This is a genomic window from Lysinibacillus sp. FW301-JW8 (assembly GCF_058788755.1).
Genome location: NZ_JBYTBB010000043.1, coordinates 16,225 through 39,741, shown reverse-complemented (window position 1 = coordinate 39,741; position 23,517 = coordinate 16,225). Strand labels below are relative to the sequence as shown.

The following is a 23,517-nucleotide window of genomic DNA, read 5'->3' as shown; positions in this document are numbered from 1 at the left end:
ATGATGATTGGAATCGTAATACACGAAGGCTTGCCGGTGAGAATCATTTTTATTCTCGCAGAGCAGGTTCATTATATAGAACAGAACAAGATTGTCTTATTTTTTTAAGCCTTTAAATGGATATGACATTATACATAAAGGTATACATTTAACAAGTGCATTATACTTGAATGATCATTTTATAGACTACGAGTATTGGGATATATACAAAATCGGTGTAAAGATAAGTTCACAGGAAAAGAATACTTAAAAGAGGCAATTTTGAATATTCATGTACGTGATATTGAAGCAGGTTGGGATCGTCAATATGGAAATAATCGGAACTCCATAACTGAAGGTATCTTAGACAATCTAAAAAAATATCCAAACCAAGATGTAATACCAGTTGTAAAAAGATTCATCAAAAGAGAGTATTATTAAGCAAATTTAAGTTTGATTTCTATAAAAAAGTTTGGTTCATTTTCTATCAATTTTGTTCAACAATCGCTCCCTTTAGTTGAACAAAAAAGTTAGTATTTCAATCAATTTGCACTGGTAGTTGATTTAAAATTAATTTCACTACACTATCTTGTGACATATCACCAGTCAATTTCATTTCTCCAGCTACGCCAAGATAATCATTTGGATTCCACCAGGCACGTAAAGAATCCTCTCCGAATTCCATCTTTTTTTCCCTAGAGCTATGTCGTAATACTGTCTCCTCAAAAGATAAATCAAAATAAAAAACGTAAGCCTCTTGGTCATAGAACTGAATTAAGTTTTTTAGCATTTCACCGTAACGCTCTTTATATAAAATCCCTTCCACAATAATAAATTCACATTTATCTTTGCCATATTCCGCAATTTGGCGAATTAAATCAATGGAAAGATTCCCTTCTCTATCCTGAACCTTCAGCATTTCACGGCGAATAACATCCTGGGAAATCAATAGCGTTCCATTCCCCAAATAATTTTGAAGACTTATCCCAGTCGTTGTTTTTCCACTTCCTGAGTTTCCCCGTATGATAATTAGTTTTGACTCCATATTCCCCCCCCCCCCCCGCGGTCATTAATAACATCTCAGTAAATAAAAGCATATATCCAAAGTTTATTATTCCATTAAATGGCTTGATTATTGAATTGTCCCAATCCATCTTGTCAATATAATTGTATCAAACCTTTTTACAAATTATCGAACTTTATTACAAATGATCAATCTTTATGTTAAATCTACACCAAATCCATTTTGCTTTTTTCAACCAATATAAAAAGCAACCACATTTCTGCAGCTGCTTGATTATATATATTAATTATTAATAGCATGTTTTAAAAGAATAAATGATTAAGATTCAAATTTGACCGATTCAGGCTTACTCCTACAATGGATTTCAGCATTTCAACGATAGGACATGACGTTTGGACATTATTAACATTAAGACCACCTATCACGAAATGTTTTTTTACGGATTATTTAACTAAAACACCACGTTCGCCATCCATGTAACGCAAAATCAACACTACACCACAGAATATGTAAGATTTTTACGTTCTTTCATTGAAGTTTAACAACACTTATTTCTTTATGTACGGATGTCTGAAAAACAAAAATAACGGTAATGCCAATGATAAACCAACTGTAAACAAAGTTAATAGACATATCCACTTTTCTTTAATGTTATACTTTCTTGACTCATTAAACATAAAGATTATAAAAACAAAGCATGAAATAAAAAAGTCAACAGCGAAGAAGGTCGATATAGAGTTTGTAAATAATAAATCTATTAGTAACCCTAAATCAAACCCGTTTTCGTTTAAGAATTTCACCAAAAAATAATACGGAAATACTGTACCAATAATCGCAAATAGCAAGTACACTTTTCTCATTTAAAATAAACTCCCCCTACTCTACGATTTTCACAAAAATTATACTCCTTAATTAAACTCTTTTAGTTTAATAATACCTCATATAAAATAAATTTGGATAACAATTTCTATTTACCACTCAAGCCAATTATCTAACGATGGTTCATCATGCACTATTGATTGTGGAAGACTATCTCTTTCATTTAACCAGTTATAGAAAGCTACTGGAAGCTCTCTATCTGCCGTTTCTTCTATATGTGATATTTCTCATCTTATTATTAAACGCTCCATAGCCTTACTATACGCCCCTGCAAATACGGCTCTTTTGATATTTCTAGCAAACTTCAATATTATTAATGTTGGAGAAGTAAATGATTAAAATAATTATTTTAGAAAATTCATATGAAATGGGTGATGTTTTTTTAACTTCTGCGAGGCTATTAGAACATTGCAGATTAAATCCCTTTTTATGCAATTCAAGTAATTAAAGAAGTATATAAGAGTTTCACTAATGGTGATATTTCAAAAAAGAGTATTACACAAAAAATCTTCTTAGAAAATTTAGTTTTAAATTTTGGGGGATTGTGATTCTAGTTAAAGCAAAGGAGTAAGGGCTATGGAAAAATTGGAGTATCTCCTCCCAAAGAACAAGCATGATTCCAACAGAGTTACTCAATTAAAATATTTGGAAAGAAAAAAGCTAATCCCTTTAATACCAGAATTATTGACATGGATTCAAGATATTAACTGGCCTATAGCACCCGATGTTGCAGAGTTATTATTAATATACCCCAATGAAATTGTACCACATATCAAAAATGTACTTACAACCAATGATGATATATGGAAATATTGGTGCTTAGAATATTTAGTTAAAAAAATGCCATTAGAAAATAGGTTGAGATTAAAAGATGAATTAGTAAGGATGGCTAAACACCCCACTGTGGGTGAAAAGCTTGAAGAAGTTGATGAATTAGCAATTGAAATTATTAAAATGTCTTTAAATGAGAATGAATGATTTTCACCATTAAAATAATTAGAAAACGATCCAGGCTCAAAATTAATTGATTACCTGGTCATCATTTTTATTTACCTCGTCTAGTGGTCATTGTTCCATTCTGTAAATCTTTTAAATGTGATTCTTGAATAATTCCATCTTTAACCGCTTGCTAAACATTAAAAACTCATATTAAATAATTCTCATTCGGTTTATTGATCAGCATCTACAGGTATTCGCTATATCCTAAAATCTATAAGATTAATCATCAATAGGAGTTACGAGTTTAAGAGCTATAACAAACATACTTTTTCTTCACTTTATACTTTGTGCAAGCTCCACCATCTTCATCATAAACCTCTTTTCCTACCACAAGTTCTACATTCCTATTGCGATACTCATCATAATTAGTTATGGAAAGCGTGTGATCTCCTATCCAGTTTAACTGGATATTTGCTTTAGCATCTGCAAAGTATATTGTTTTTTCTTTATCGCTTTTTTCAAACTCAACAACATTTACAATCAGATTAACTCCACCTGCAGCTCCACCATAGTTTTCGTAATATGTTAATGCAGCGTACTTACCATCTGGCGAATTTCATATCTCCTGTATGTATAAACTCGTAATTAAAATAATCAAAAATTCTATAAGACGAAAACAATAAAATCCCTATTCCAAGACTGATTAACACCTTATTCAAATTCATCACTCCTTTTGGAAAGAAAACGTATAATAGTCAAATAAGTTCCGTTTTATAGCAGGCATGCCGCAATCTTTAGCAACTTGTACTTTCTTTTTGCACTCCACAAAAAAACACCTACCGAAGTAAGTGTTTTTCTACATTATATTCTTGTAACTCTTGAATAAACACCACTACTGTTGTAAATTCCAAACCCAAAATGTTGTAACAGTCCGCCTATAGTTGTGAAGTTGCAAGGTGCTGAAGTTGCTTACCAAAATTACCATATAAATACTTTAAAAGGAATATAATCCAAGATGATATCCCATAATAAATATAATTCGAATTACTCAATTTAATAGATTGTAGAAGGCTCCCACACTAAAAAATGAATAACAAAAGACCACTCATAAAAAGTGGTCCTATCAACCTAAATAGAGTTACAAGATTTTTCCGAGCTAATGGCGCCATTTTCTACTAAACGCCCGATACCCTCAGACGTAAAGTCCTTTAAGTCGTAAAAATAATTGGAATTAATTTACAGTTTTTTTCTCTCCATAAAAACACCCGCAGTAGCAAATGCTTATGTTATTCTTCATCCTTACTTTCATTTTGTCGGAACTCCACTTCTTTACGTTGTTGTTTCTTGCAACTGTCTCTTATCAATACGTGGTATTTCAAACACTATAATTTTGGAATCAATTAATGCTTGGAAACGAAAGTAACAACCACTTGACATTGTTCAAAAGTATTTGTTTTAGGTAAAAGTACAAGAAACATAATTCTTTTTACATATAGTATCAAAATGATAGAAAGGGTGTGCAGTGTGAGGAAAGAACATAAAAATTTTAAAAAGTTCAAGTTTAAATCAAATCCAAGTTGTCACTGTCGTTGTTGTGGTTTTTGTTGCCCTTGTCGTTGTAAGCCACCGTTTATACCTGAGCCACCAACTCCACCTTGTCATTTTTTAGTGTACGTTACAGACGCTGGTCAGTTAGCTACTCCTGATAATATGGTATCAGTGATTGATACAGCGACAAATACGATAGTCGCTACCATTCCAGTAGGAACAGCTCCACTAGAAGTAGCGATTACACCGAATGGAGCATTTGGCTATGTTCCAGCTCTCTTCTCGGATAATGTAACAGTTTTTAGTACTGCAACAAATACGGTAGTCGATACCATTCCAGTAGGATTTCAACCTCTTGGTGTAGCGATTTCACCAAATGGAACACTTGTTTATGTATCAAATCATGGGGCTGGAGCTAACTCTGTATCTGTCATAAATACAGCTACAAATGCCGTAACCGCTACTATTCCTGTAGGGCTCCAACCTCAGGGCATAGCTTTTACTCCAAATAGTGCGTTTGCTTACGTTGCAAACGAAAACTCAAATTCAGTGTCAGTTATAAATACAGCTACAAATGCTGTGGTTACTAATATTCCTGTAGGAACTCGCCCAAGATCAATTGTTTTCACACCGAGTGGACAATTTGCTTACGTTACAAATGAAAGTAGTAACAACGTATCTGTAATTGAAGTAGCAACAAATACGGTATTTACTACAATCGGTGTGGGGGCAGGACCTGTTGGAACAGCAATTACTCCTGATGGAACACTTGTTTACATTGTAAATAAAGGTAATAATACTGTATCTGTCATTAGTACAGCAACGAATTTGGTAATTGCTACAATTCCTGTAGGAGTATCTCCTGACCAAGTAACCATCTTGCCGGATGGAACACTTGCTTATGTCACTAATCAACTTGACAATACTGTGTCAGTCATAGATATAGAAACAAATACAGTTATTGATACAATTCCAGGGTTTAATGGTCCTACTGGTATAAAAACCGGAACAATCTGTCAATAAAAATAATTTTTTTATACAAAAGAGTAAAAAAATACGTTCTGTTTTGATTTCAAGGGACGTCTTGTTTTACTTGTATATATAATGATTTTGGGATAGCAGACGTATACATCCTGTAAAATATATTGCTACTATGCTATCCCAGACCTTACATAAAAAAGCCACACCTTTTTGGCTCATCACTAATATGTTTATAGATTTTTTCTATTTTTACCACATTTAATCAATATTCTTTAAAATAAAAAATACAAATTCATTCTATTATTACAATAATAGGTTTTATCGATATATTAATTACATAGATAGAAAGGAGAATTTATTGAATCAACTCTTAAAGATACTAGTAGAAAATTATTGGATGATTACAAAGTATAAACACGACCTAATAGATTAATTTTTTCATATCATAAGTGTTTTCTTCCTCATAACTGGAAATCCAATAAGGTTTTCACATTGCTTTTTTGGCTACTTCACTTTCATTAAATTAGCAATCAAAAGCAGTGTCGTGAGTGGTCATTAAACGCACGTATTACTCATTGGAACACCTTTTAGGTATTTGTCATATGTTATAGAAATGGTTTTCTACTTATAACAAAGGAGTATGCAACATATGAATGGATTTATGTACTTTGGCTATCCGCAAACCTATGCCTCATTTCCAACACCGCAATATTATCGGAATGAAGACATACAGTGCAAGGAAACTCAGGTATTGCTGAAAAATATTATGTACACGACAGCTGTGGAACCTAAATTTACCGAGCATTTAATCCAACACAGAGGGTTAATGATAGTCATCACGACGACTGTCGGCAAATTGGTAGGTACTTTAGATAATGTTTTCATTGATCATGTATCTCTTGTAGTTAATGGAAAATTGCATCACATCAGATTGTGTGAAATCGTTTATTTTGAAAAAGCAGAAGACAAATAAGTATGTAGTGAGTCTGTATTTATTATAAAAGTATTCGCTAATAAATGGTTATTAACAAACAAAATGAATAACTCATATAATCAAGAAAAAAGAGAACCCGAATATAACATCGATTTCTCCTTTTCTTGAATAACAGCTAGTTATGTTCCAGCCTGTTTAATTACTGCACAATATCTTTTTTTGTTTCAACACTGATCAAATTAGTTCGGGTATTCTGTTTCCCTATGTTATTATCCACTATTAGTTAATATACAATATTCTTAGATTTTCCTTAAAATACATTTAGGTCCTAGCCTTTTCTTATTTGGACATCATCAAAAGATCTTACTAACACAGATGATGTTACCTCTACTAATACAAAAGGTTAATCATTTCTATGTTCTTCTCCCATTATTCTCTAACAGCCAAAGGATTCATAGATAAACTATTTTTCGACTCTTTAAAAATTCGTTTCATATCCTTGAATCCTGAACCAGTAACTAAAAGAACTACATTCATATCCTGATTTATAAGCTTTTTTCTAAGATCCGATTCTAAGCCTGCCCATGCTGCCGCTGCTGAAGGCTCTACAAAAATGCCAGCCTTGGTAGCTAGTTTTTTTTGGGCATGTAAAATCTCTTCATCCGATATGGAAATACCCCAGCTATTTGTCTTACATAGATAATCAATAGCCATTTCTGCATTTGCAGGTGATTTAACAGAGATAGAATCTGCGATAGTATCTGTCTTCTCTAGGATTAAATCTCTTCTCTCCCTCCAACTTTTTACTATTGCATCACTCCCCTTTGCTTGCACTAAAATACAAAGTGGTAACTTATCAATAAGTCCCTCTTGTTTAAGGTCAATAAAGCCTTTGCAAACAGCGCTATAAATTACACCATCACCAGCTGGTATATAAATAATATCGGGTGCTTTGAAGCCTAATTGATTGTACAGTTCAATAGAAACTGTTTTTTTCCCTTCTATCGTAAAAGGATTATAAGCGGTATTTCTATTAATACCTCCAAATCTTTCTGTATACTCTAGTGATAGTTTATATGCATCGTCGTATGTTCCTTTCACAGGGATAACGCTCGCTCCAAAAAAAATGGACTGTGCTATTTTTTCTTTAGGTGCAGTTTCAGGTATAAATAAAACGGTTTTTAATCCATAGGCAGCAGAAATACAAGCCATTGCAGAACCAGCATTTCCTGTAGATGCAAGTACAATTTTCTGCTCATTATGAAATATAGCTTGTTCTGCAATTAATAACGATGCTCTATCTTTTAGTGACCCTGAAGGATTTAAACTGTCATTTTTAATAAAAAGATTGGGTAGTCCTATCTCTTTTCTTAATAAAGCAGGCTCTAGTAATGGGGTATTACCAACCTTTAAAGCAGACGAATTTTGAATGGCAATTGGAAGAAAGGAATCCGGTTCAGCCATTGAGTTTCTCTTAGTCTTTTTTTGAGGTTCAAATTTAACGGATAATATACCCTTTTGAAAACCATTATTCTTAACATTTTTACAAACAGGACATAGATAAACGATTCCTTCTGATTGAAATTCATATCCACATGAAACACAATCATATCGTATCACTTTAATTATCACTCCTCCGTATACTTCTACTATAAAAATTTCCTCATTATTTTAGAATGAGACCGATATTATTTTGCTTCGCTTTTTCAAAATACAATTTAGCTATTGTTATATCGAAAATAGCCATTCCCATTGGATGAAACATTATTGCTTGATTATCAGGAAATTTTTTCATTGCATTATGAAGAACGACATCAATAATGGATTTTGTATCCTCTTTATTCAAATTATATTCTTTATGCATTACCTCTATATCTGTATTTGCTCGACAGACCTCGTCCCAATCATCTACAATCATTGACTGGGTAAAATCAATAATACTAGGTTCATAATCACGAAGAGAAACATTCAGCAGTAGTGCGCCCTTTTTAGGTTCTTTATTTATATATCTCTTCTCTGAAACTGTACAAGTTATAAAGATTTCACTATGCTTATAAACTTCTTCCCACGAACTACAAATTTCTGTTTTCTCTAGCCAATTTGCAGGTATTTTCTCTGTAGAAATTCCAGCAATATCAAAAATATAAATTTTATTTATTTTTTCATTTAATAATTCCGTTACCATTTGATAATGTAACTGACCTATTGGACCAAATCCAATAATGCCGATATTAATTTCATTTAATTCTCTAGCCGCTTGAAATTCACGTATAATCAATCCCGAAACAGATGCTGTACGTATCCCACTTATTATTGCGGTATTTATAATGCATACTGGCTCTCCTGTATGAACATCGTTTAAAATCGTTATTGAGTGAGCTCTTGGAATAGCCTTTTTAATATTTTTCGGAAAACTTGCAATCCATTTTATACCTGTAGAAGAGATGTCACCACCAACATATGCTGGCATAGCTATGATACGGTCATTCGGATCTTTAAATTTCAAATAAGGTTTAATCGGTTGAGAAAAATCATCGTTTGCTAAGCATTCTACAGCGTATTTCAGATGAGAAATATTTTCACGCCAATTTATTGGAATCATTGATATATCTGTATTATTTAAATAGAGCATGGTATTTCCAACTCCTTTTGTACTATAAATTCATCACTGTATCCTTTTGATTATCGATCCATTTTACCCATTCATTATTATAAACAGTATCAACATATGGTGAACCACCATCGGGGCATAGAAACACTACATTTGGAACTTGGTTAAGTTTTTTACCTTTAAAATATTCACCAATTGCGTAATAGGATGCTCCTGAAGAACCACCTGCAAAAATAACAAATTTCTCAAAAAGCTCATAACATCCTTTTACTGCTTCGGCTTCTGGAACATATATTACTTCATCTATTAAAGCTTCCTTTAAAATATCAGGTGTCATACTTGACCCAATCCCAGGAATATAACGCTTGCCTGGAGGTTTTCCGAAAATAACTGAACCCTCCGTATCTACAGCAATAATTTTTATGGCAGGAAATTTCTCTTTTAATTTTCTTGAAACTCCTGCAATGGTGCCACAAGAACTAACACCAATAAACGCATAATCCAATTTGTCGAAACTTTCAGATATTTCAGATCCTAGACCGTAATAGTGAGCTCGTAAACAATCTATATTTCCATATTGATTGGTCCAAAATACATTATCATTATTAGTTTGAAAACGTTTAATTTCGTTAATTCTTGTTAAGAGGTACCCACCTGTTTCATCCCTCTCTGTAACTTTTATAACATCATGTGAAATTGTACGAAGCAATTTTTCATATGTTTGACTTATATTCATATCAATAATGGGAACAAACTTAATTTTTAAAAATTTACATATGGTAGCTAATGCTATAGCAAAATTTCCAGATGAGGATTCAATTACTGTTGTATTTTCATTAATATTTCCATTTTTAATGGCTTCTTTAATTACATAATAAGCTGGTCTCATTTTCACACTGCCCATTAGATTATAAAATTCTAATTTTGCAAATAAATTAATAGGATTTACACCTAGATTCACACATGGCGTTTTGCCAATATATTGATTAAGATAATCTAATTTTTTTAGCAAATTTTAATAATCTCCCTTCATATATAAAATAATAGAAGATACACAGCTTGTTCTCGTAATAAAATAAGTAGTTATAAACTCAAAATTGCTTCAACTGCAAAGTCCGTTCCTTTAGGTAAGGCTTTCACACCAACTGCTGCTCTTGCTGGATATGGTGTTGTAAAAAGTTTCTCCATTTCTTCATTAACTAATGAAAAATGAGCTAAATCAGTTAGATATATTGTTACCTTAACCACATTCGAAAGATTTCCTCCAGCAGCTTCCACAACAGATTTTAAATTATTAAATGCGCATTGAATCTGTTCCTTTACTCCACCTTCTATTACCTCCATTGTTTCAGGTACAATGGGTGCTTGAGCGGATAAAAAAACAAGATTATTTGAATGAATTGCCTGTGAATAGGTTCCGATTGGTTCTGGTGCATTTTTTGTATATATCTCTTTAATTGACATTTTTATACTCTCCATTCTCTCGTTAAGTTTTCAGTAATTACTTACTTACTCCAATTGCTATACTGTTACGTCCTAAACTAATTCTATTAGGCGAAAGTGCCTCTTCTAAAACTCCTATATTTTTTAACGAATCAGGGAAACACTTTCTTGTGAGAAGCATTCTACAACAATTTGCTATAGCAGGCGCCGTTTGAAACCCATATCCTCCCTGTCCCACTAACCAAAAGAAGCCTGATACATCTGCGTCCTCCCCTACAACCGGCGTCCTATCTGCCACAAAGGATCGCAAGCCTGCTAATGTATGATCAATCTTCTTGACATCTATATCAGTTAATACTTCAAGATTATTGGCAGCTATAGCGATATCTAAATCTGATGGTTTGGCATCACAAGGCGTTATTGGAATTTCATCACATGGACTTACGAATAATTTTCCAGAGTCGGGTCTAAAATAAAAAGATTCACTTAAATCTCCTACATACGGCCATTTATTGATATTAAATTCATCGATTGATAGATAAAAGACGCTTCTCTTCTTTGGTTCCAGGTTAATACTTCTAACTCCAGCTAAACCTGCTATCTGGTCTGCCCATGCACCTGCTGCATTTATAATCATCGGTGTAACAATATTACCTTGGGTAGTATCTATACTCCAAAGGTTGTTATGACGAGATATTGAATTCACACTACAATTGGTAATCAAGGCTCCACCTTTTTCTTTAAATCCATTGATATATCCTTGATGAACAGCATGGGTATCGATATCCATTGCGTCTTGTTCAAATATACCTGATGTATAGATATCTGTATTAATGACCGGAACAATATTACTTAGCTGATTACCCTCTAGCAGTCTCAAATTACTCACATCATTTTTCATTTCTTTATAATGTTGTTCTGCTAATATCTTCTGTTCCTTTGTTGCTAAAAAAATGGCTCCTCTCTCTCTTAATAAAGGTTTATCACTAAATCCTTTTGGAGGGTTAGTATAAAACTCAAGGCTATGCTTTGTTAATCCTCTTATTGTTTTATTACCATATGCTTGCATGTATATTGCCGCAGAACGTCCTGTGGAATGGTAAGCTAATTGAGTCTCTCTTTCTATCAGGATTACACTGGCCTCCTTAGCCAATTCATACGCTGCCGATGCACCTGCAATTCCCGCACCAATAATTAGATAATCTGTATATTTATCTGTCATCAACTATCATCCCTTTTGTGAATTACTAGTTTCCATGTTCATTTCTTTTGTTTTTTTAGAGAAAATATTAAATTTTACTTGAAAAATTGAATTTGTTAGAATCCCAGCGACTAATCCCCAGAAAGCAGCCCCTATACCCAAAAAGGAGATACCTGATATTGTAACTAGAAAAGTAATGAGCGCACTTTCTTTTTGAGTGCCTTCCATTGCGGAAGCAAGGCTTGAACTAAGTGAAGCAAATAGAGCTAAACCAGCAATAACCGCTATAAACTCACCAGGAAGTGCTTGAAAAATTGACGCCATTGCAGCACCAAACAAACCAAAGATTAAATAAAATAATCCACATGAAATACCTGCAACATATCTTTTATTTTTATCCTCATGAGCTTCTTTCCCAGTACAAATTGCCGCAGTAATTGCTGCTAAATTTATAGCATGAGAACCGAATGGTGCTAATAAAATTGAAAAAATTCCTGTTGTTGTAACTAATGGACTTATGGGTACATTATATCCATCCGCTCTTAAAACCCCTATACCAGGCGCATTTTGAGATGCCATTGTTACAATACATAATGGAATGCCAATTCCAATCAAAGCATCTAGCGAAAATGTGGGAACTGTAAAAATAGGGTTCACTAAAGATATATCAATACTTTCAGTCTTTAGATTTCCTGTAAAATAAGTAATCAATAACCCTAAAAATAATGTAATAACAACCGTATAACGTGGTGAAAACCTTTTAACAATTAAGAAACACAGTATCATCGGAAAAACTAATTCAGGTAGATTTTTCAAAGATGTAAAAACTTCAACTCCAAAGTTTAAAAGAATTCCAGCAAGCATAGCAGTTGTGATTGAATATGGAATTCGGTTCATTATTTTCTCAAATATCCCTGTCCATCCTAGCAAAGTAATAATTACTGCAGAAAAAATAAATGCTCCAATAGCATCTGTATAGGAATAAATTGACCAGCTTGAAACTAGTAGAACCACTCCTGGCGTGGACCACGCTGTTATAATTGGAGATTTAAACCAAACACTCAATAAAATACAGGTTAACCCACTACCTATAGAGATTGCCCATATCCACGAAGATAAATGAGAATCGCTTAAATGCGCAACTTTAGCAGCTTGGAAAACAATTACTAAAGGTCCAGCATAAGATACCATTGTAGCTATTAATCCGACAACTACAGCAGATATTGATAAATCTTCTTTTAACATTCCCATATTAAAGGAGTGTCTTGAATTCTTTAACACAAAGCAACCCTTCCTCCAGTATCTGTTTTCTATAAATTTATTTGCTTGATCACCTCTCTTTTCTTTGTTTTTTATACTAACACAACAAGTCTCCTCCAAAAACCAGTTTTTCCCACGTTCGTTTTTTTGTCAATTTTTAATGATTTTATTATTTTATTGGAAAATAAATCTATATTATTCCAAAAATATAAAAATAAAATATTTCTATAAACATCTTTATAATAGTTTTAATTTTAAAAACCACTTCCTAAAATAACCAAAATTCTATTAAAAACCTAATTTTTCTCAAATATCGAAAATTCCTATTTATTTGATTATTTAAAATTTTTAGATACAACATTTAATTTGTTATCAAGCGAAAATTTTATTGAACTAAAGTATTATTGTGTTTAAAAATGGTCTACATAAAAAAATAACTTTACCTTTTCGTCCTAAAGAATTTTTTTTATAATTAGTTGACAATAGTACTTCAATGCGATATGTTTTTTTATTTATTGCGACATTTATGAAATAATGAAGGCTAAAGAATATGATCGAAATGCTGAAAGAGTGATTCTATTGAAACCTAAAAACTCACAATACCGAAACATGCGAATAGCTTATGTAATAGCGATTATTATCACTATTTTTTTAGGGCTTGCCTCTAGAAAATGGAGTTTTTTCCTGCCACTGTTTGTAGCGCAAAACGCTGGGGACGTACTATGGGCTATAATGGGCTATTTTGGATTTCGATTTTTGCTAGTACGGAAGAGCACCCTCGTAGCTATTTTGCTCAGTTTTTTGTTTAGTTTCAGTATTGAATTTAGTCAGTTATATCAGGAAGATTGGATTAATCAGATTCGTGCAACAATGCTTGGGGCTTTAATACTTGGGAAAGGTTTTCTTACAGAGGATTTAATTCGGTATACAGCAGGGATAATATTCGTTGCTGTCTTAGATAAGATCTCACTTAAGTTCATACTTCATAATTATTGACTCAAGAACCAAAAATTGGCTGGTATGAACCTATTTGAATTCATTTCAGCCAATTAGCTTCTTAATTCTTACTTTTTGTACCTCTCATTCTAAATTGCATGTTTAATAAGTGCTATATATTTCTCCGATATACAGTGCGTAATCTGTATCTAGATTTTCTCTATTTTCAACAATAATTTTACCTTCATATAAGGATTCCCCTGTACGTACATCACCGATAAATAGCAAATGACCGTCAGAAGTACGATTCACTAAATATAGTTTACCATCTATAAGTTTGAAAAAAGGTTCCTCTTCATCATTAGCAATGCTTGGATATTCAAAGCTTAGAGGCTTTTCCCATTGATTTTTTTCGATATTATAACGATTCAGTACTAAGCTTTTAGCTGAGTGAACAGGAATAAATATATCTGCTCCATAAAGAACTGTCGACTCTAAATTTGATTTTAATTCAGCAGGAATTATCCATTCCTTTGCTTCATTAGTGAGATTGTTATAAAGATATATTTGTCTAGAGATTAATTTTGGGTCAGCACCTTCTATGATACCCCTATATTTTTCTACCATATATAGGAAATAATTTTCATTTTGAATTATATTGGGATCATTAAATAGACGGATACGTGACATACCTATATCTTCTGATTCTAATTTTGCAATTATTGAGTCATTTTCTAACTCCTTTGTTTTTTCATTAACTGTATATATATGCAGTTCTTCACCGCCTTCAATGAGGTAGCCCGCCGTTGCCAAAATTTTTATTTTTCCATTTTCCACATAAACGTTATTCACATTGACCGAGGCATAGCTTGCTTGAACTGGCGCATTGATTTCAAATGAAGTACTGTCATTTGTATTTTTATCTAGTATATCGATTTGTAGTGTTAAAAAATTACTTTGGTCCTCTTTCCAACCATTGGCTAGAACATTTGTGTAGATTAAACGAGCTTCATCTTCAAAGTACTTACTAGGGTACAATTCTTTTCCACGCATAAAATTACGGTGCTCTTGAATAAATTTTTGAAATAACAAAGGCTCATGCGAAACTATCAAACCCCCAAAAAATGACGAATTCATCCGATTTGTAGAACCGTTCTTTGATATGTACAACCATCGATTAATATTCCCACTTTGATAGCTTGCTTGAAGTATACGATTTTCGATTTCTTCCTTATTTCCGCTAATAGTTTCAATTTTAAAAGATACATCATTTTTAGAAGCCCATGCTAGTTGGACATAGTATGAACCAATCGCTACCACGATTGCTAAACTGATCAATATCGATTTCCAATATCTTTTCATTGTCATTCCCCCATTAGACTCTTATTTTATGTTTTAGCAAATAATTCGCTATCCAAATGGCGCTTCCTAAAACAATGATGCTCGTTACCAATTCCATGAAAAAGATTTCAAGTGTGTAAAAATAGTTACTATAAATACCATTCAATACTAACGGTACGATAAAGAATCCGAACGAGAGCAACCCATAAATAATTGAGAAGAAAATACCTTTTGAACCGTAACTCCGTTCAAATAAAATGGCAGTGAATAGAACGGCTACAAAAATTAGTCCAACTCCATATACTAAGATAAATTCAATAAAGGTGTTCGGATACAGCCAGCCCCATATTTCCAAGTTATAAATCTCATCAAAAAATGAGAAATACGTACGGAAATCTACTGGTACAATACTATTAGCAATTTGTATCTCGATTGAAATCGACAATAATTGTAAGGCAATTAACCCAAGGACCAAAAGCATAATTGCCGTCAATTTAGCAAAATAAATATTAATTCTTTCAGTTGGTAGCATCAATAATCTGTAAATAAACGTATTTTTTCCAAACCAATCTCGATACCAAATAAAGAAAACATAAATCATCAACATTGCGATACAAAAAAAGATTGGTATCACAAACCATTCAGAAAAAACAAATTGATGAAAGGAAAAAGTACCATATTCCTTAATATATTGACTCACCGATAGTTGATTTTCATACATTATTTGATCTGATCTATTCATATAAACTTTGGAGATGATAATCGCCCCAATGAACTGGCAGACAAATGTTAATCCTATTAAAACTAGATATAGTTTGAAAAAACGGCTTATTTCAAAATTTACAAGCTTTAAATAGTTTTTCATCCTCGATACACCTCCCGCATCACATCAACAACTGATTTTCCTTCATTCTCACGCATTTCCTCCACGCTAAATTCCTTTAATATTTCACCATTATCAATAAGTACTGCTTTATCAATTAAGTGTTCAATATCACTGATTTCATGGGTTGTGAGAATCACACCACGTTCTTCAATTAAATGGCTTGTAAACACTTCAGCAATCTGTTCACGGGAGAACATATCAATACCAGAGAATGGTTCATCCATCAATAAGTAATCCACATCCAGTGCTAAACCTAATAGCATATTGACTTTTGCTGTATTTCCCTTTGATAAATTGGCAATCCGTTCAGTTGGGTTTAGCTTAAAAAATTGTAACAGCTCCTCTGCCCTTTGCGGGTTCCAACTTTTATAAAAATCCGCCATGAACGTAAAAGCCTCACCAATTTTCATTTGTGGTAACATCGTGATCGAATCGGGAATAAAAGTAATTTTTTCAAAGCTATCCTTCCGAATTTTTTCCCCATCTATTAAAATTTCACCACTATTAATCGGCGTGAGTGCCATAATAGCTTTCATGATTGTCGTCTTTCCTACACCGTTTATACCAATTAAGCAAGTAATTTCACCCTTTTTAGCAGTAAAGGAAAGATCCTTTAAAACCTGTTTTCTGCCGTATTTTTTATTGATATTTTTCACTTCGATCATTTCGATTCCTCCGTTTCCCCACTTTCAGCCTCATACTTATCCTCAACTAGTTTCAACACTTCAGATAACGGTACATTAATGGATTTTATAGAACCTAAAAATAAATCAACTGCCTCGATAATTAATTCTTCACGGACACTTTTAAGGACCGCTTCATCTCTCGTAATACAGCTTGGCATATTTCCCTCAGTAAAAATCAATCCTTGTTCCTCCATTTCCTTATAAGCTCGTTGTGCGGTATTGGGATTAATTTTCAGCTGATTGGCCAGTTCCCTTCTTGAAGGAACTTCCTGACCAGGCTCAAAGAATCCCTTGGCAATTTGCTCTTTAAAATGCCGGATAACCTGTACATAAACCGGATCTCGATTATTAAACTTTACAGTCAATTAACTCAACTCCCTGCAAATTATACTTTTCGTATTAACCACTTAATACACATTATGCATAATGGTAGGTTATGCATTTTTCATAGAAAACTATGCACTAAATTCTTAACTATAGCTCCTAATAACGCACCACCTGTATTAAACACTTAATACACTATCACTAAAAAAATGTATTAAGCTGTTAATACACTTTTGAATGTATTATAGGCTTAATACACAAATTATGTCAACCAAATTTATGGGAATAATTAAATAGATAATCAATCGTATCGTTACAAAAACTTACAATATCGTGCTTTATAGGGAAACTAGATAATTGAAAAGCAAACATAAATATCACCCAAACTTCTTCAAAATAACCAACTTTTTAGTGAAAAATCCTTTTGGGTCTGTCCTGTGATTCTAAGTAATAATTCGTACTGATCATCTTTTAATTAAAACAATCCTTTCCATTTTGACTAATATAGTTGTCAAAAAGAAAATGATACATTACAATGAATTTGAGGTGGTTGAGATGAAAAGTAGATTGAAAGAGCTTCGTGCCAGAGATGGATTGAATCAGTCTGAACTAGCAAAACGAGCAAAGATATCAAGACAAACAGTTAGTTTAATTGAACGTGAAGAGTATATGCCATCCCTTTTAATAGCTGTAAGAATAGCAAAAGTTTTTCAAGAGTCGATTGAAAATATCTTTATTTTTGAGGAGGAGGAGTTTTAATGAAGAAGATTAGAGTACCGCTAACGACCCATTTTTCTTCCACATCATCATTTCTGTGGACGATTGCGATAAGTTTACCTATAAATTCATCTATTGGGCCCTTTATAGTATTTGAAAGGATATAGACATCCTGTTCCTCCCCGTCGCCACCAATTATTCCAGGTATATAACCATAATTTAATGGATAGATATTATCGAAATCATCCTTATAGCCAATTGGCCGATCTACTCTTACTTTCAATTTTTGAAAATTCATCAAACAATATATATCCTTTCTATACATGATGCTTAAGAATTTGCCTTAATTGCTGAACCTTAACCTATACAAAACCAGAGTAACCTATTGGGAATGAAAGCGTCTAATTTGAAAATAGGAGGGGTTGCTTTGAGGAAAATAATATTAGCATGTATGGTAATCCTTATTTTAGCTAGTTGCGGTACAGCTACAAATGACAAAAAAAACAAACTAAACTCTGCAACTATTGAAGGATATGTAACAGCAGTAGAAGATGGTAGATACTTAGTTGTTAGTAATGAACCGGTCTATTTACATAAATTTAATCCCCAATTTGTAAATGCATTATGGGTTTCCACCACTAAAAAATTAACAATAGGTGACTATGTGAAAGTATGGGCTGAGGCAATTAATGAATCTTATCCAGGTCAAACAGGGACAGATAAAATTGAAATTGTACCACTCAACTTAAATAGTACACTTTCTACAAATGAGGTCCTCGCTAAAGTAGCAGAGAGCCTTGAGTACAACCCAATTATCACCAATATAAAGTTTGATGCTAAAAAGAGCATATGGACCCTGCATTATAAAATAGATATTGCTGCTAATGATACTCTTGTCGGTATGGTTATTCAGGATCAAAAGCCGATCTCACTTGGACAGCCCATTTATGAGCAACCACCTCATCTAGCATTTGCTATAAACGAAGAAGAACAGCTCTCCTTATACCTCCAACAATATAGTTGGACATACACCGACATTAAAACAGGAGAGAAAAAGCAAACAGAACAAGAAACACCGCTGTCGCATATACAAGCATCCTTTAATGAAGCTATTACCCTTCAAAGACCAGAAAAGGTCAAACTTATTGCTAATGGCTCTGATATACTTCACAGTGAAATTGTGTTTTTGGATGAGCAAATGAATGAGGTTGAAAGGATAATAAATGAAGATGGCACATATCCAAAAGGCACGTATTATATGCAGGTAAAAGTCCAGTTCAAACAAGGGGCAGCGACTTATGTAGATACAATTCAATTTAAGTAATCCTCATTTAATCTACATATCCTAGGATTATACAAATTTTTAAAGGGAGACATATTTGCCTCCCTTTTCGATTCAAAATATTTCATCATGTATCAAGACTTCTGCCTCCGTCATTTTCCCAACGATCAATATCATCCCAACCTTCAGATGTACCTCCATCCCTAGAAAGGGAGCCATTTTGTGCTTTGGAAATCCTCGCTGACATGTTAAGCATCATCCTTTTATAGCATTTTATTTATACTATGTTTTGTACGATGTTTTCGTTCATATTCAAAAGGATCTTGCTACTATGCCGGCACAGGGTGGGTATGCTTTAGTCAGAAATTATAATAACATTCTCTGCCACATACTTCTGATCACCTGTCATGGATGTTTCAATTAAATCAAAGGTGACTTTTTGCTTCTGACAAAGGAATCTAAAATTATCCGGAAATCGATCTTTATCTAAAAAAATAGAGCTTAAATGAACGAAAACATGTGTTTTCTCATCGCTTTCAAGTAGGATACGTCCATAACCCTCTTCTTCTTTATACCATTCGACAATTCCTTCTCGTTTCAAATCACCACACTTCCTTCCTTTTTATCTAAATAATAGCTCATATCATTTATATAATTTTCGCCGTTTTCACATATCGTGGAATAAATCAGTGGACATGTATAATCTTCAAACCCCATATATAGCTGGTTTATATCTTCCATCTACCCATAATAATAGTATGGTAGTATTTGCCATCAGAAAGGCGTTTATCATTTTTTAAAATGTCCTCTACAGTAAAGCCAAGTTTTTCATAGAGTCTACTTGCTTTGTCATTTGTCTCTAAAACCTGTAAGGCTATTTTTTTAATTTCATTGGCATCTGCCCAATCTATCGATACTTGTAAGAGGTTTTTACCGATGCCATAGCCCCAAAATCCCTTAATGACACCTACACCAAATTCCACTTTATGCGCCAATCGTTTTAATGTTGATCCCTCGCATCTTGAAAATCCGATAATCCGGTTATCGACGACAGCTACTAAACATATATTGCTTGAGCTTTCTGTATCTATACGGATAATCTGTTCAAATCCGGCTGTATCGATAAAGGCTTCTCCCTGCTCGCGATCAAAATTTTCCGTTTCTCCATCTAGTTGTAGCCTTAGGTTTGATAATGCTTGGGCATCTTGAATAGTAGCTGATCTAATTGTATAACGAAGATCATTTATATAAAATTCCTGTTGTTCAATAAGCATCATCATTGAATCCTCTCTTTTATCAATTGTTAAAGAAGGTAATTGGTTGGATAGTGACAAACCGTTGATGCCAAATTGATTCGTGATGCTTGATAATTTGTTCAGCATTGAATACCCGACTATCTAAAGTACTATGTGCATCCTCTACTAAAATATTATTATGGTATCCATGGCTATAGGCACTACGCATAGTTGTATCAAGACAGTATTCAGTTTGTGCACCAGCAAAAATAAGCTGTTCAATTTTTTGTTCCTGTAAATATTGCGCTAATTCTGTTCGATAAAATGCATCCCATGATGTTTTTTGAATTACCTTATCCTTTGATTGTCGAAGAAGCCCTCGATATAGCTCCCAACCTGGCTTGCCAAACGCAAAATCATCCTCTTCATTTGAATCGGTATGCTGGATAAAAATAACTTTTACTTGGTTGGAACGAGCCCATGTTATTAAAGCATTTATATTTTCTAGCACTTTTTCTGACTCAAATAAGTAGTTTTGGCTATCTAAAAAGAATGCCTCCTGCATATCTACAATGACTAGTGCCTGCTTCATTCCATTCTCCTTTTTAAGCTTCTGACTTTAACGTTCTAATTGTACAGAAATCCATCGCTTATTAAAAGAAAATTATGAAAAACGAAAGCAACTTAACATTAACACAATGTTAGGTTGCTTTCGTGCTAAGTATGTATAAACCATCTAATATACCTTCCTTATTAGATGGTGTAATGATTCATTTAATATAATCTAACGTACGATAGACAGCGTGAACAGAATTGCTGAATGCTTGATGTTCCTCTTCGTTCAAGTGTAATTCAATAACACTTTCTATTCCATTCCCACCAAGAACAACTGGTACACCAATACAAGCATTGGTCACATGATATTCACCCTGTAAATAAGCAATCACGGGCATTACTTTTCGTTTATCTTTGATGATGGCTTCTATCATTTGGACAATTGATGCTGCTGGCGCATAATAAGCACTACCATTGCCAAGAAGTTCTACAATTTCGCCTCCACCCTTACGTGTCCGCTGCACTAATTGTTGGATTTGTACTTTGGGTAACATTTTTTCAAGCGGGATTCCACCGACATACGTATAGCGCACAAGCGGGACCATCTCATCTCCATGACCTCCCAAAACAAAGCTCGACACATCCTCTACTGCTAGTTGAAGAGCCTCTGCAATAAATGTATTAAAGCGAGCTGTATCTAAAATGCCTGACTGCCCCATAACACGATTTTTTGAAAAGCCAGTTGTTTCTAGACAAACAAAGGTCATGGCATCGACAGGATTACTCAACACAATAACGTAGCTGTTTGGGGCATAGCGCTTCACATTTTCACTAACAGAACGAATAATTGAGGCATTTGTTGTAATCAGATCCTCACGAGTCATTCCTGGTTTTCTAGCAATCCCTGCTGTAATTACAACAATATCTGCCTGGGCAATTTCCTCATATCGCGCTGTACCTGCAATATGCACATTAAACTTCTCAATTGGACCAGTCTGTAAAATATCTAGTGCCTTCCCCATAGCTGGTTTTTCTAAATCTGGAATATCGACTAAAACGATATCACCGATTTCTTTTTGAGCGACCATTAAAGCTACAGTGGCACCTGTATGACCAGCACCAATAATGGCGATCTTTGGTCGTTTAAATCCCATCCTCATCACTCCTTTACAGTGATGCATTATTTTATAGATACAGAGAGCATTCGTTTATTCACTTTGAACATCTGTAGAAGAATTTTGGGTAGTTTCTTTTACTTGAGCTTTGCTACGGGAGGATGTTTTAGGTACTCCTCTTTCCACCGTTTTTTCTATTTTTGGTTTTGCTTGGGGATGATCAATGATTGTTGTAAAAACATCGTCTGCTGCCCTCGGGATTACATGTGCACTTAATAATTTGCCAACGCGTGCAACTGCTGCTTTTCCTGCCTCTACTGCTGCCTGAACAGCCCCAACGTCTCCCTCGACAATAACAGTCACAATACCACCATCTATTAATTCATGCTTGACTAATTGAACATTCGAGGCCTTTAGCATAGCGTCTGCTGCCTCAATAGAGCCGACCATACCATATGTTTCAATCATACCAATCGCTTCTTTCATTGCTCTCACCTCACGATCCCTCTGTTGCATCAATTATGCCTACAATGATGGCATCAATTGGACAAATTGTTTCCTTTGAAAAGCTTCGAACAGCAGCACTGCCCATCGTTAAAATCACATCATCTCCAACACCCGCACCAAGTCGATCTGCCGCAACGATTTGCTCATCTCCAAGCTGTCCATCTGTTTTTTTAGGTTGTATAATGAGTAATTTCAATCCCTGAAGCCCTTCTTCTTTACGTGTTGCCCAAATATTCCCTACGACTGTACCTATACGCATGCATCATCATCCTTCATCTTTATACTGTATAGAAATCCCTAAAGTTACCACCGCATCCATTGCGAGTGCAGTAAATCTGGTGAATTGAGGAACAATAATTGTTTGTCCCTGATACGCTAATAAATCCTTTTCAGTAATTATTCTTTCATTAATTTCATTCGTCTGAACGGCAGTTGCTTTTTGAGAGGAATTATACGTAAGCTCTTCCGCATTATCTTTTAGTAAAGTACCTGTTGCACCAGATTTTAGGAAGCCAGCATTTGCTTCATCCGTATCAATATGCATCTCTAAACGATAGCGCTCTGAAACTCGTACTTTCACATGATGAAAAGTCACGGGTCGGATCCCTTGAGTTTTTATTGAAACATACTCTCCATCAAAAACGTTCAACCCGTCTGCTTCTCCTGGTGACATATGGATGTGCGCCTGGGCAATAATGACACCCTCATGCAAATATAAACTGCCTTTTGGGCCAACTAACGTACAGCTCGCTGATCCTTCAATATTGCCTGATTCTCTTATTGGCGGCTGAATGCCTAATGCAATAGCATCTGTATGGCTAACTTCAACCTGTGTTAAGGAACGAGCAGGACCTAAAACACGGACATTTGAAATACTGCCCTTTGGTCCAACAATTATTAATGTTTCATTAGCTGCGAACTGCCCTGGTTGTGACAGCATCTTTTTTGCTGTTAATTGTTCTCCCTTGCCAAAGAGATGCTCCACATGCTCTTGTTTCAAATGGATATGCCTTGCTGAAATACCGATGGGAATGTCGTATTGTGTAATAGGTGCTTCTTGCTTTGTTTGTAGTAATTCGGCAATGACCTCATTGACAATTTGCTCTACTGCTTGTTGATTCATCATTCCACCTC

General features: G+C 34.1%; 26 protein-coding genes and 2 pseudogenes. 7 read left to right on the top strand and 21 right to left on the bottom strand.

Annotated elements, in window-relative coordinates; all coding sequences use genetic code 11:
- The first annotated feature begins 261 nt into the window (after window positions 1-261).
- Window positions 262-420: a hypothetical protein gene (locus AC3WOM_RS17100; RefSeq protein WP_427537984.1), complete on the top strand. Its 159-nt coding sequence runs from the start codon at window positions 262-264 to the stop codon at window positions 418-420.
- A 97-nt stretch (window positions 421-517) separates the two neighbouring features.
- Here the strand turns inward: AC3WOM_RS17100 and AC3WOM_RS17095 are convergent, their stop codons facing one another.
- On the bottom strand, window positions 518-1,024 hold the full coding sequence (locus AC3WOM_RS17095) for a kinase (protein WP_492447701.1): 507 nt from the start codon (window positions 1,022-1,024) through the stop codon (window positions 518-520).
- A 527-nt stretch (window positions 1,025-1,551) separates the two neighbouring features.
- Window positions 1,552-1,863 carry a DUF2834 domain-containing protein gene (locus AC3WOM_RS17090; protein WP_427537978.1) on the bottom strand — a complete coding sequence of 104 codons (312 nt, stop codon included), beginning with the start codon at window positions 1,861-1,863 and terminating at the stop codon, window positions 1,552-1,554.
- Window positions 1,864-2,458: 595 nt separating this feature from the next.
- On the opposite strand from AC3WOM_RS17090, the gene AC3WOM_RS17085 reads away from it, so the two are divergent.
- Window positions 2,459-2,860, top strand: coding sequence for a DUF5071 domain-containing protein (locus AC3WOM_RS17085; protein WP_492447700.1), 402 nt, complete (start codon window positions 2,459-2,461; stop codon window positions 2,858-2,860).
- Between the two features lie 265 nt (window positions 2,861-3,125).
- Here the strand turns inward: AC3WOM_RS17085 and AC3WOM_RS17080 are convergent.
- Window positions 3,126-3,425: pseudogene (locus AC3WOM_RS17080) on the bottom strand (DUF5412 family protein); the annotation flags it as partial.
- Window positions 3,426-4,432: 1,007 nt separating this feature from the next.
- On the opposite strand from AC3WOM_RS17080, the pseudogene AC3WOM_RS17075 reads away from it, so the two are divergent.
- A pseudogene (locus tag AC3WOM_RS17075) lies at window positions 4,433-5,392 on the top strand (beta-propeller fold lactonase family protein); the annotation flags it as partial.
- Between the two features lie 607 nt (window positions 5,393-5,999).
- The gene (locus AC3WOM_RS17070) at window positions 6,000-6,323 is read left to right on the top strand and encodes a DUF2642 domain-containing protein (RefSeq protein WP_427537968.1); all 324 of its coding nucleotides are present in this window, start codon (window positions 6,000-6,002) and stop codon (window positions 6,321-6,323) included.
- A 390-nt stretch (window positions 6,324-6,713) separates the two neighbouring features.
- Here AC3WOM_RS17070 and thrC read toward each other — a convergent pair whose 3' ends face one another.
- From thrC to AC3WOM_RS17040, 6 genes are all read right to left on the bottom strand, one after another.
- Window positions 6,714-7,748, bottom strand: coding sequence for a threonine synthase (gene thrC / locus AC3WOM_RS17065; RefSeq protein ID WP_492447699.1), 1,035 nt, complete (start codon window positions 7,746-7,748; stop codon window positions 6,714-6,716).
- 202 nt (window positions 7,749-7,950) lie between these two features.
- The gene (locus AC3WOM_RS17060; protein WP_492447698.1) at window positions 7,951-8,916 is read right to left on the bottom strand and encodes a 2,3-diaminopropionate biosynthesis protein SbnB; all 966 of its coding nucleotides are present in this window, start codon (window positions 8,914-8,916) and stop codon (window positions 7,951-7,953) included.
- Window positions 8,917-8,938: 22 nt separating this feature from the next.
- Window positions 8,939-9,907 (bottom strand): 2,3-diaminopropionate biosynthesis protein SbnA, encoded by a 969-nt coding sequence (gene sbnA, locus AC3WOM_RS17055; protein ID WP_492447697.1) that lies wholly within the window; start codon window positions 9,905-9,907, stop codon window positions 8,939-8,941.
- Window positions 9,908-9,978: 71 nt separating this feature from the next.
- Window positions 9,979-10,359: a Rid family detoxifying hydrolase gene (locus AC3WOM_RS17050; RefSeq protein ID WP_427537956.1), complete on the bottom strand. Its 381-nt coding sequence runs from the start codon at window positions 10,357-10,359 to the stop codon at window positions 9,979-9,981.
- Between the two features lie 37 nt (window positions 10,360-10,396).
- Window positions 10,397-11,560, bottom strand: coding sequence for an NAD(P)/FAD-dependent oxidoreductase (locus AC3WOM_RS17045; RefSeq protein ID WP_492447696.1), 1,164 nt, complete (start codon window positions 11,558-11,560; stop codon window positions 10,397-10,399).
- A gap of 6 nt (window positions 11,561-11,566) precedes the next feature.
- Window positions 11,567-12,784, bottom strand: a complete 1,218-nt coding sequence (locus tag AC3WOM_RS17040) for a benzoate/H(+) symporter BenE family transporter (RefSeq protein ID WP_492447695.1) — start codon at window positions 12,782-12,784, stop codon at window positions 11,567-11,569.
- 594 nt (window positions 12,785-13,378) lie between these two features.
- Between AC3WOM_RS17040 and AC3WOM_RS17035 the strand changes: the two genes are divergently transcribed.
- Window positions 13,379-13,795 carry a ribosomal maturation YjgA family protein gene (locus tag AC3WOM_RS17035; RefSeq protein ID WP_492447694.1) on the top strand — a complete coding sequence of 139 codons (417 nt, stop codon included), beginning with the start codon at window positions 13,379-13,381 and terminating at the stop codon, window positions 13,793-13,795.
- A 102-nt stretch (window positions 13,796-13,897) separates the two neighbouring features.
- Here the strand turns inward: AC3WOM_RS17035 and AC3WOM_RS17030 are convergent, their stop codons facing one another.
- Genes AC3WOM_RS17030 through AC3WOM_RS17015 form a run of 4 tightly spaced genes read right to left on the bottom strand, consistent with a single transcriptional unit; the run spans window position 13,898 to window position 17,013 of the window.
- Window positions 13,898-15,097: a hypothetical protein gene (locus AC3WOM_RS17030; RefSeq protein WP_492447693.1), complete on the bottom strand. Its 1,200-nt coding sequence runs from the start codon at window positions 15,095-15,097 to the stop codon at window positions 13,898-13,900.
- 13 nt (window positions 15,098-15,110) lie between these two features.
- The gene (locus AC3WOM_RS17025) at window positions 15,111-15,941 is read right to left on the bottom strand and encodes a hypothetical protein (RefSeq protein WP_427537944.1); all 831 of its coding nucleotides are present in this window, start codon (window positions 15,939-15,941) and stop codon (window positions 15,111-15,113) included.
- Window positions 15,938-16,627 carry an ABC transporter ATP-binding protein gene (locus AC3WOM_RS17020; protein WP_427537942.1) on the bottom strand — a complete coding sequence of 230 codons (690 nt, stop codon included), beginning with the start codon at window positions 16,625-16,627 and terminating at the stop codon, window positions 15,938-15,940. The genes AC3WOM_RS17025 and AC3WOM_RS17020 overlap by 4 nt, the downstream gene beginning before the upstream one ends.
- Window positions 16,624-17,013 carry a GntR family transcriptional regulator gene (locus tag AC3WOM_RS17015; protein WP_427537939.1) on the bottom strand — a complete coding sequence of 130 codons (390 nt, stop codon included), beginning with the start codon at window positions 17,011-17,013 and terminating at the stop codon, window positions 16,624-16,626. The genes AC3WOM_RS17020 and AC3WOM_RS17015 overlap by 4 nt, the downstream gene beginning before the upstream one ends.
- 514 nt (window positions 17,014-17,527) lie before the next feature.
- Between AC3WOM_RS17015 and AC3WOM_RS17010 the strand changes: the two genes are divergently transcribed.
- Complete coding sequence (locus AC3WOM_RS17010; protein ID WP_492447692.1) at window positions 17,528-17,731, top strand: helix-turn-helix transcriptional regulator; 204 nt, start codon at window positions 17,528-17,530, stop codon at window positions 17,729-17,731.
- Here the strand turns inward: AC3WOM_RS17010 and AC3WOM_RS17005 are convergent.
- Window positions 17,706-17,987, bottom strand: coding sequence for a hypothetical protein (locus AC3WOM_RS17005; RefSeq protein ID WP_492447711.1), 282 nt, complete (start codon window positions 17,985-17,987; stop codon window positions 17,706-17,708). The genes AC3WOM_RS17010 and AC3WOM_RS17005 overlap by 26 nt on opposite strands.
- Before the next feature lie 129 nt (window positions 17,988-18,116).
- Here AC3WOM_RS17005 and AC3WOM_RS17000 point away from each other — a divergent pair, with 129 nt between their 5' ends.
- Window positions 18,117-19,013, top strand: a complete 897-nt coding sequence (locus AC3WOM_RS17000; protein WP_492447691.1) for a DUF3221 domain-containing protein — start codon at window positions 18,117-18,119, stop codon at window positions 19,011-19,013.
- A 313-nt stretch (window positions 19,014-19,326) separates the two neighbouring features.
- On the opposite strand, the gene AC3WOM_RS16995 is transcribed toward AC3WOM_RS17000, so the two are convergent.
- From AC3WOM_RS16995 to AC3WOM_RS16965, 7 genes are all read right to left on the bottom strand, one after another.
- Window positions 19,327-19,572, bottom strand: a complete 246-nt coding sequence (locus tag AC3WOM_RS16995; RefSeq protein ID WP_492447690.1) for a cold-shock protein — start codon at window positions 19,570-19,572, stop codon at window positions 19,327-19,329.
- Window positions 19,573-19,699: 127 nt separating this feature from the next.
- A complete protein-coding gene (locus AC3WOM_RS16990) occupies window positions 19,700-20,245 on the bottom strand; it encodes a GNAT family N-acetyltransferase (protein WP_492447710.1) in 546 nt (181 codons plus the stop codon).
- 22 nt (window positions 20,246-20,267) lie between these two features.
- The gene (locus AC3WOM_RS16985; RefSeq protein ID WP_492447689.1) at window positions 20,268-20,798 is read right to left on the bottom strand and encodes a cysteine hydrolase family protein; all 531 of its coding nucleotides are present in this window, start codon (window positions 20,796-20,798) and stop codon (window positions 20,268-20,270) included.
- A gap of 178 nt (window positions 20,799-20,976) precedes the next feature.
- Window positions 20,977-21,915 (bottom strand): malate dehydrogenase, encoded by a 939-nt coding sequence (mdh, locus tag AC3WOM_RS16980; RefSeq protein WP_492447688.1) that lies wholly within the window; start codon window positions 21,913-21,915, stop codon window positions 20,977-20,979.
- Window positions 21,916-21,969: 54 nt separating this feature from the next.
- Complete coding sequence (locus AC3WOM_RS16975) at window positions 21,970-22,362, bottom strand: BMC domain-containing protein (protein ID WP_427537924.1); 393 nt, start codon at window positions 22,360-22,362, stop codon at window positions 21,970-21,972.
- A 10-nt stretch (window positions 22,363-22,372) separates the two neighbouring features.
- Entirely contained in the window at window positions 22,373-22,642 is a 270-nt protein-coding gene (locus tag AC3WOM_RS16970; protein ID WP_427537921.1) for a EutN/CcmL family microcompartment protein, read from the bottom strand.
- 6 nt (window positions 22,643-22,648) lie between these two features.
- The gene (locus AC3WOM_RS16965; RefSeq protein ID WP_427537918.1) at window positions 22,649-23,509 is read right to left on the bottom strand and encodes a phosphate propanoyltransferase; all 861 of its coding nucleotides are present in this window, start codon (window positions 23,507-23,509) and stop codon (window positions 22,649-22,651) included.
- Between the last annotated feature and the right edge of the window lie 8 nt (window positions 23,510-23,517).

What these genes read in the sequence shown, in the direction of transcription:
- AC3WOM_RS17095 (WP_492447701.1), bottom strand. Translation starts at nt 1,024, where the DNA reads ATGGAGTCAAAACTAATTATCATACGGGGAAACTCAGGAAGTGGAAAA.
- AC3WOM_RS17090 (WP_427537978.1), bottom strand. Translation starts at nt 1,863, where the DNA reads ATGAGAAAAGTGTACTTGCTATTTGCGATTATTGGTACAGTATTTCCG.
- AC3WOM_RS17085 (WP_492447700.1), top strand. Translation starts at nt 2,459, where the DNA reads ATGGAAAAATTGGAGTATCTCCTCCCAAAGAACAAGCATGATTCCAAC.
- AC3WOM_RS17070 (WP_427537968.1), top strand. Translation starts at nt 6,000, where the DNA reads ATGAATGGATTTATGTACTTTGGCTATCCGCAAACCTATGCCTCATTT.
- thrC (WP_492447699.1), bottom strand. Translation starts at nt 7,748, where the DNA reads ATGGCTGAACCGGATTCCTTTCTTCCAATTGCCATTCAAAATTCGTCT.
- AC3WOM_RS17060 (WP_492447698.1), bottom strand. Translation starts at nt 8,916, where the DNA reads ATGCTCTATTTAAATAATACAGATATATCAATGATTCCAATAAATTGG.
- AC3WOM_RS17050 (WP_427537956.1), bottom strand. Translation starts at nt 10,359, where the DNA reads ATGTCAATTAAAGAGATATATACAAAAAATGCACCAGAACCAATCGGA.
- AC3WOM_RS17045 (WP_492447696.1), bottom strand. Translation starts at nt 11,560, where the DNA reads ATGACAGATAAATATACAGATTATCTAATTATTGGTGCGGGAATTGCA.
- AC3WOM_RS17040 (WP_492447695.1), bottom strand. Translation starts at nt 12,784, where the DNA reads ATGTTAAAAGAAGATTTATCAATATCTGCTGTAGTTGTCGGATTAATA.
- AC3WOM_RS17030 (WP_492447693.1), bottom strand. Translation starts at nt 15,097, where the DNA reads ATGAAAAGATATTGGAAATCGATATTGATCAGTTTAGCAATCGTGGTA.
- AC3WOM_RS17025 (WP_427537944.1), bottom strand. Translation starts at nt 15,941, where the DNA reads ATGAAAAACTATTTAAAGCTTGTAAATTTTGAAATAAGCCGTTTTTTC.
- AC3WOM_RS17020 (WP_427537942.1), bottom strand. Translation starts at nt 16,627, where the DNA reads ATGATCGAAGTGAAAAATATCAATAAAAAATACGGCAGAAAACAGGTT.
- AC3WOM_RS17010 (WP_492447692.1), top strand. Translation starts at nt 17,528, where the DNA reads ATGAAAAGTAGATTGAAAGAGCTTCGTGCCAGAGATGGATTGAATCAG.
- AC3WOM_RS17005 (WP_492447711.1), bottom strand. Translation starts at nt 17,987, where the DNA reads ATGAATTTTCAAAAATTGAAAGTAAGAGTAGATCGGCCAATTGGCTAT.
- AC3WOM_RS16990 (WP_492447710.1), bottom strand. Translation starts at nt 20,245, where the DNA reads ATGCTTATTGAACAACAGGAATTTTATATAAATGATCTTCGTTATACA.
- AC3WOM_RS16985 (WP_492447689.1), bottom strand. Translation starts at nt 20,798, where the DNA reads ATGAAGCAGGCACTAGTCATTGTAGATATGCAGGAGGCATTCTTTTTA.
- mdh (WP_492447688.1), bottom strand. Translation starts at nt 21,915, where the DNA reads ATGGGATTTAAACGACCAAAGATCGCCATTATTGGTGCTGGTCATACA.
- AC3WOM_RS16975 (WP_427537924.1), bottom strand. Translation starts at nt 22,362, where the DNA reads ATGAAAGAAGCGATTGGTATGATTGAAACATATGGTATGGTCGGCTCT.
- AC3WOM_RS16970 (WP_427537921.1), bottom strand. Translation starts at nt 22,642, where the DNA reads ATGCGTATAGGTACAGTCGTAGGGAATATTTGGGCAACACGTAAAGAA.
- AC3WOM_RS16965 (WP_427537918.1), bottom strand. Translation starts at nt 23,509, where the DNA reads ATGATGAATCAACAAGCAGTAGAGCAAATTGTCAATGAGGTCATTGCC.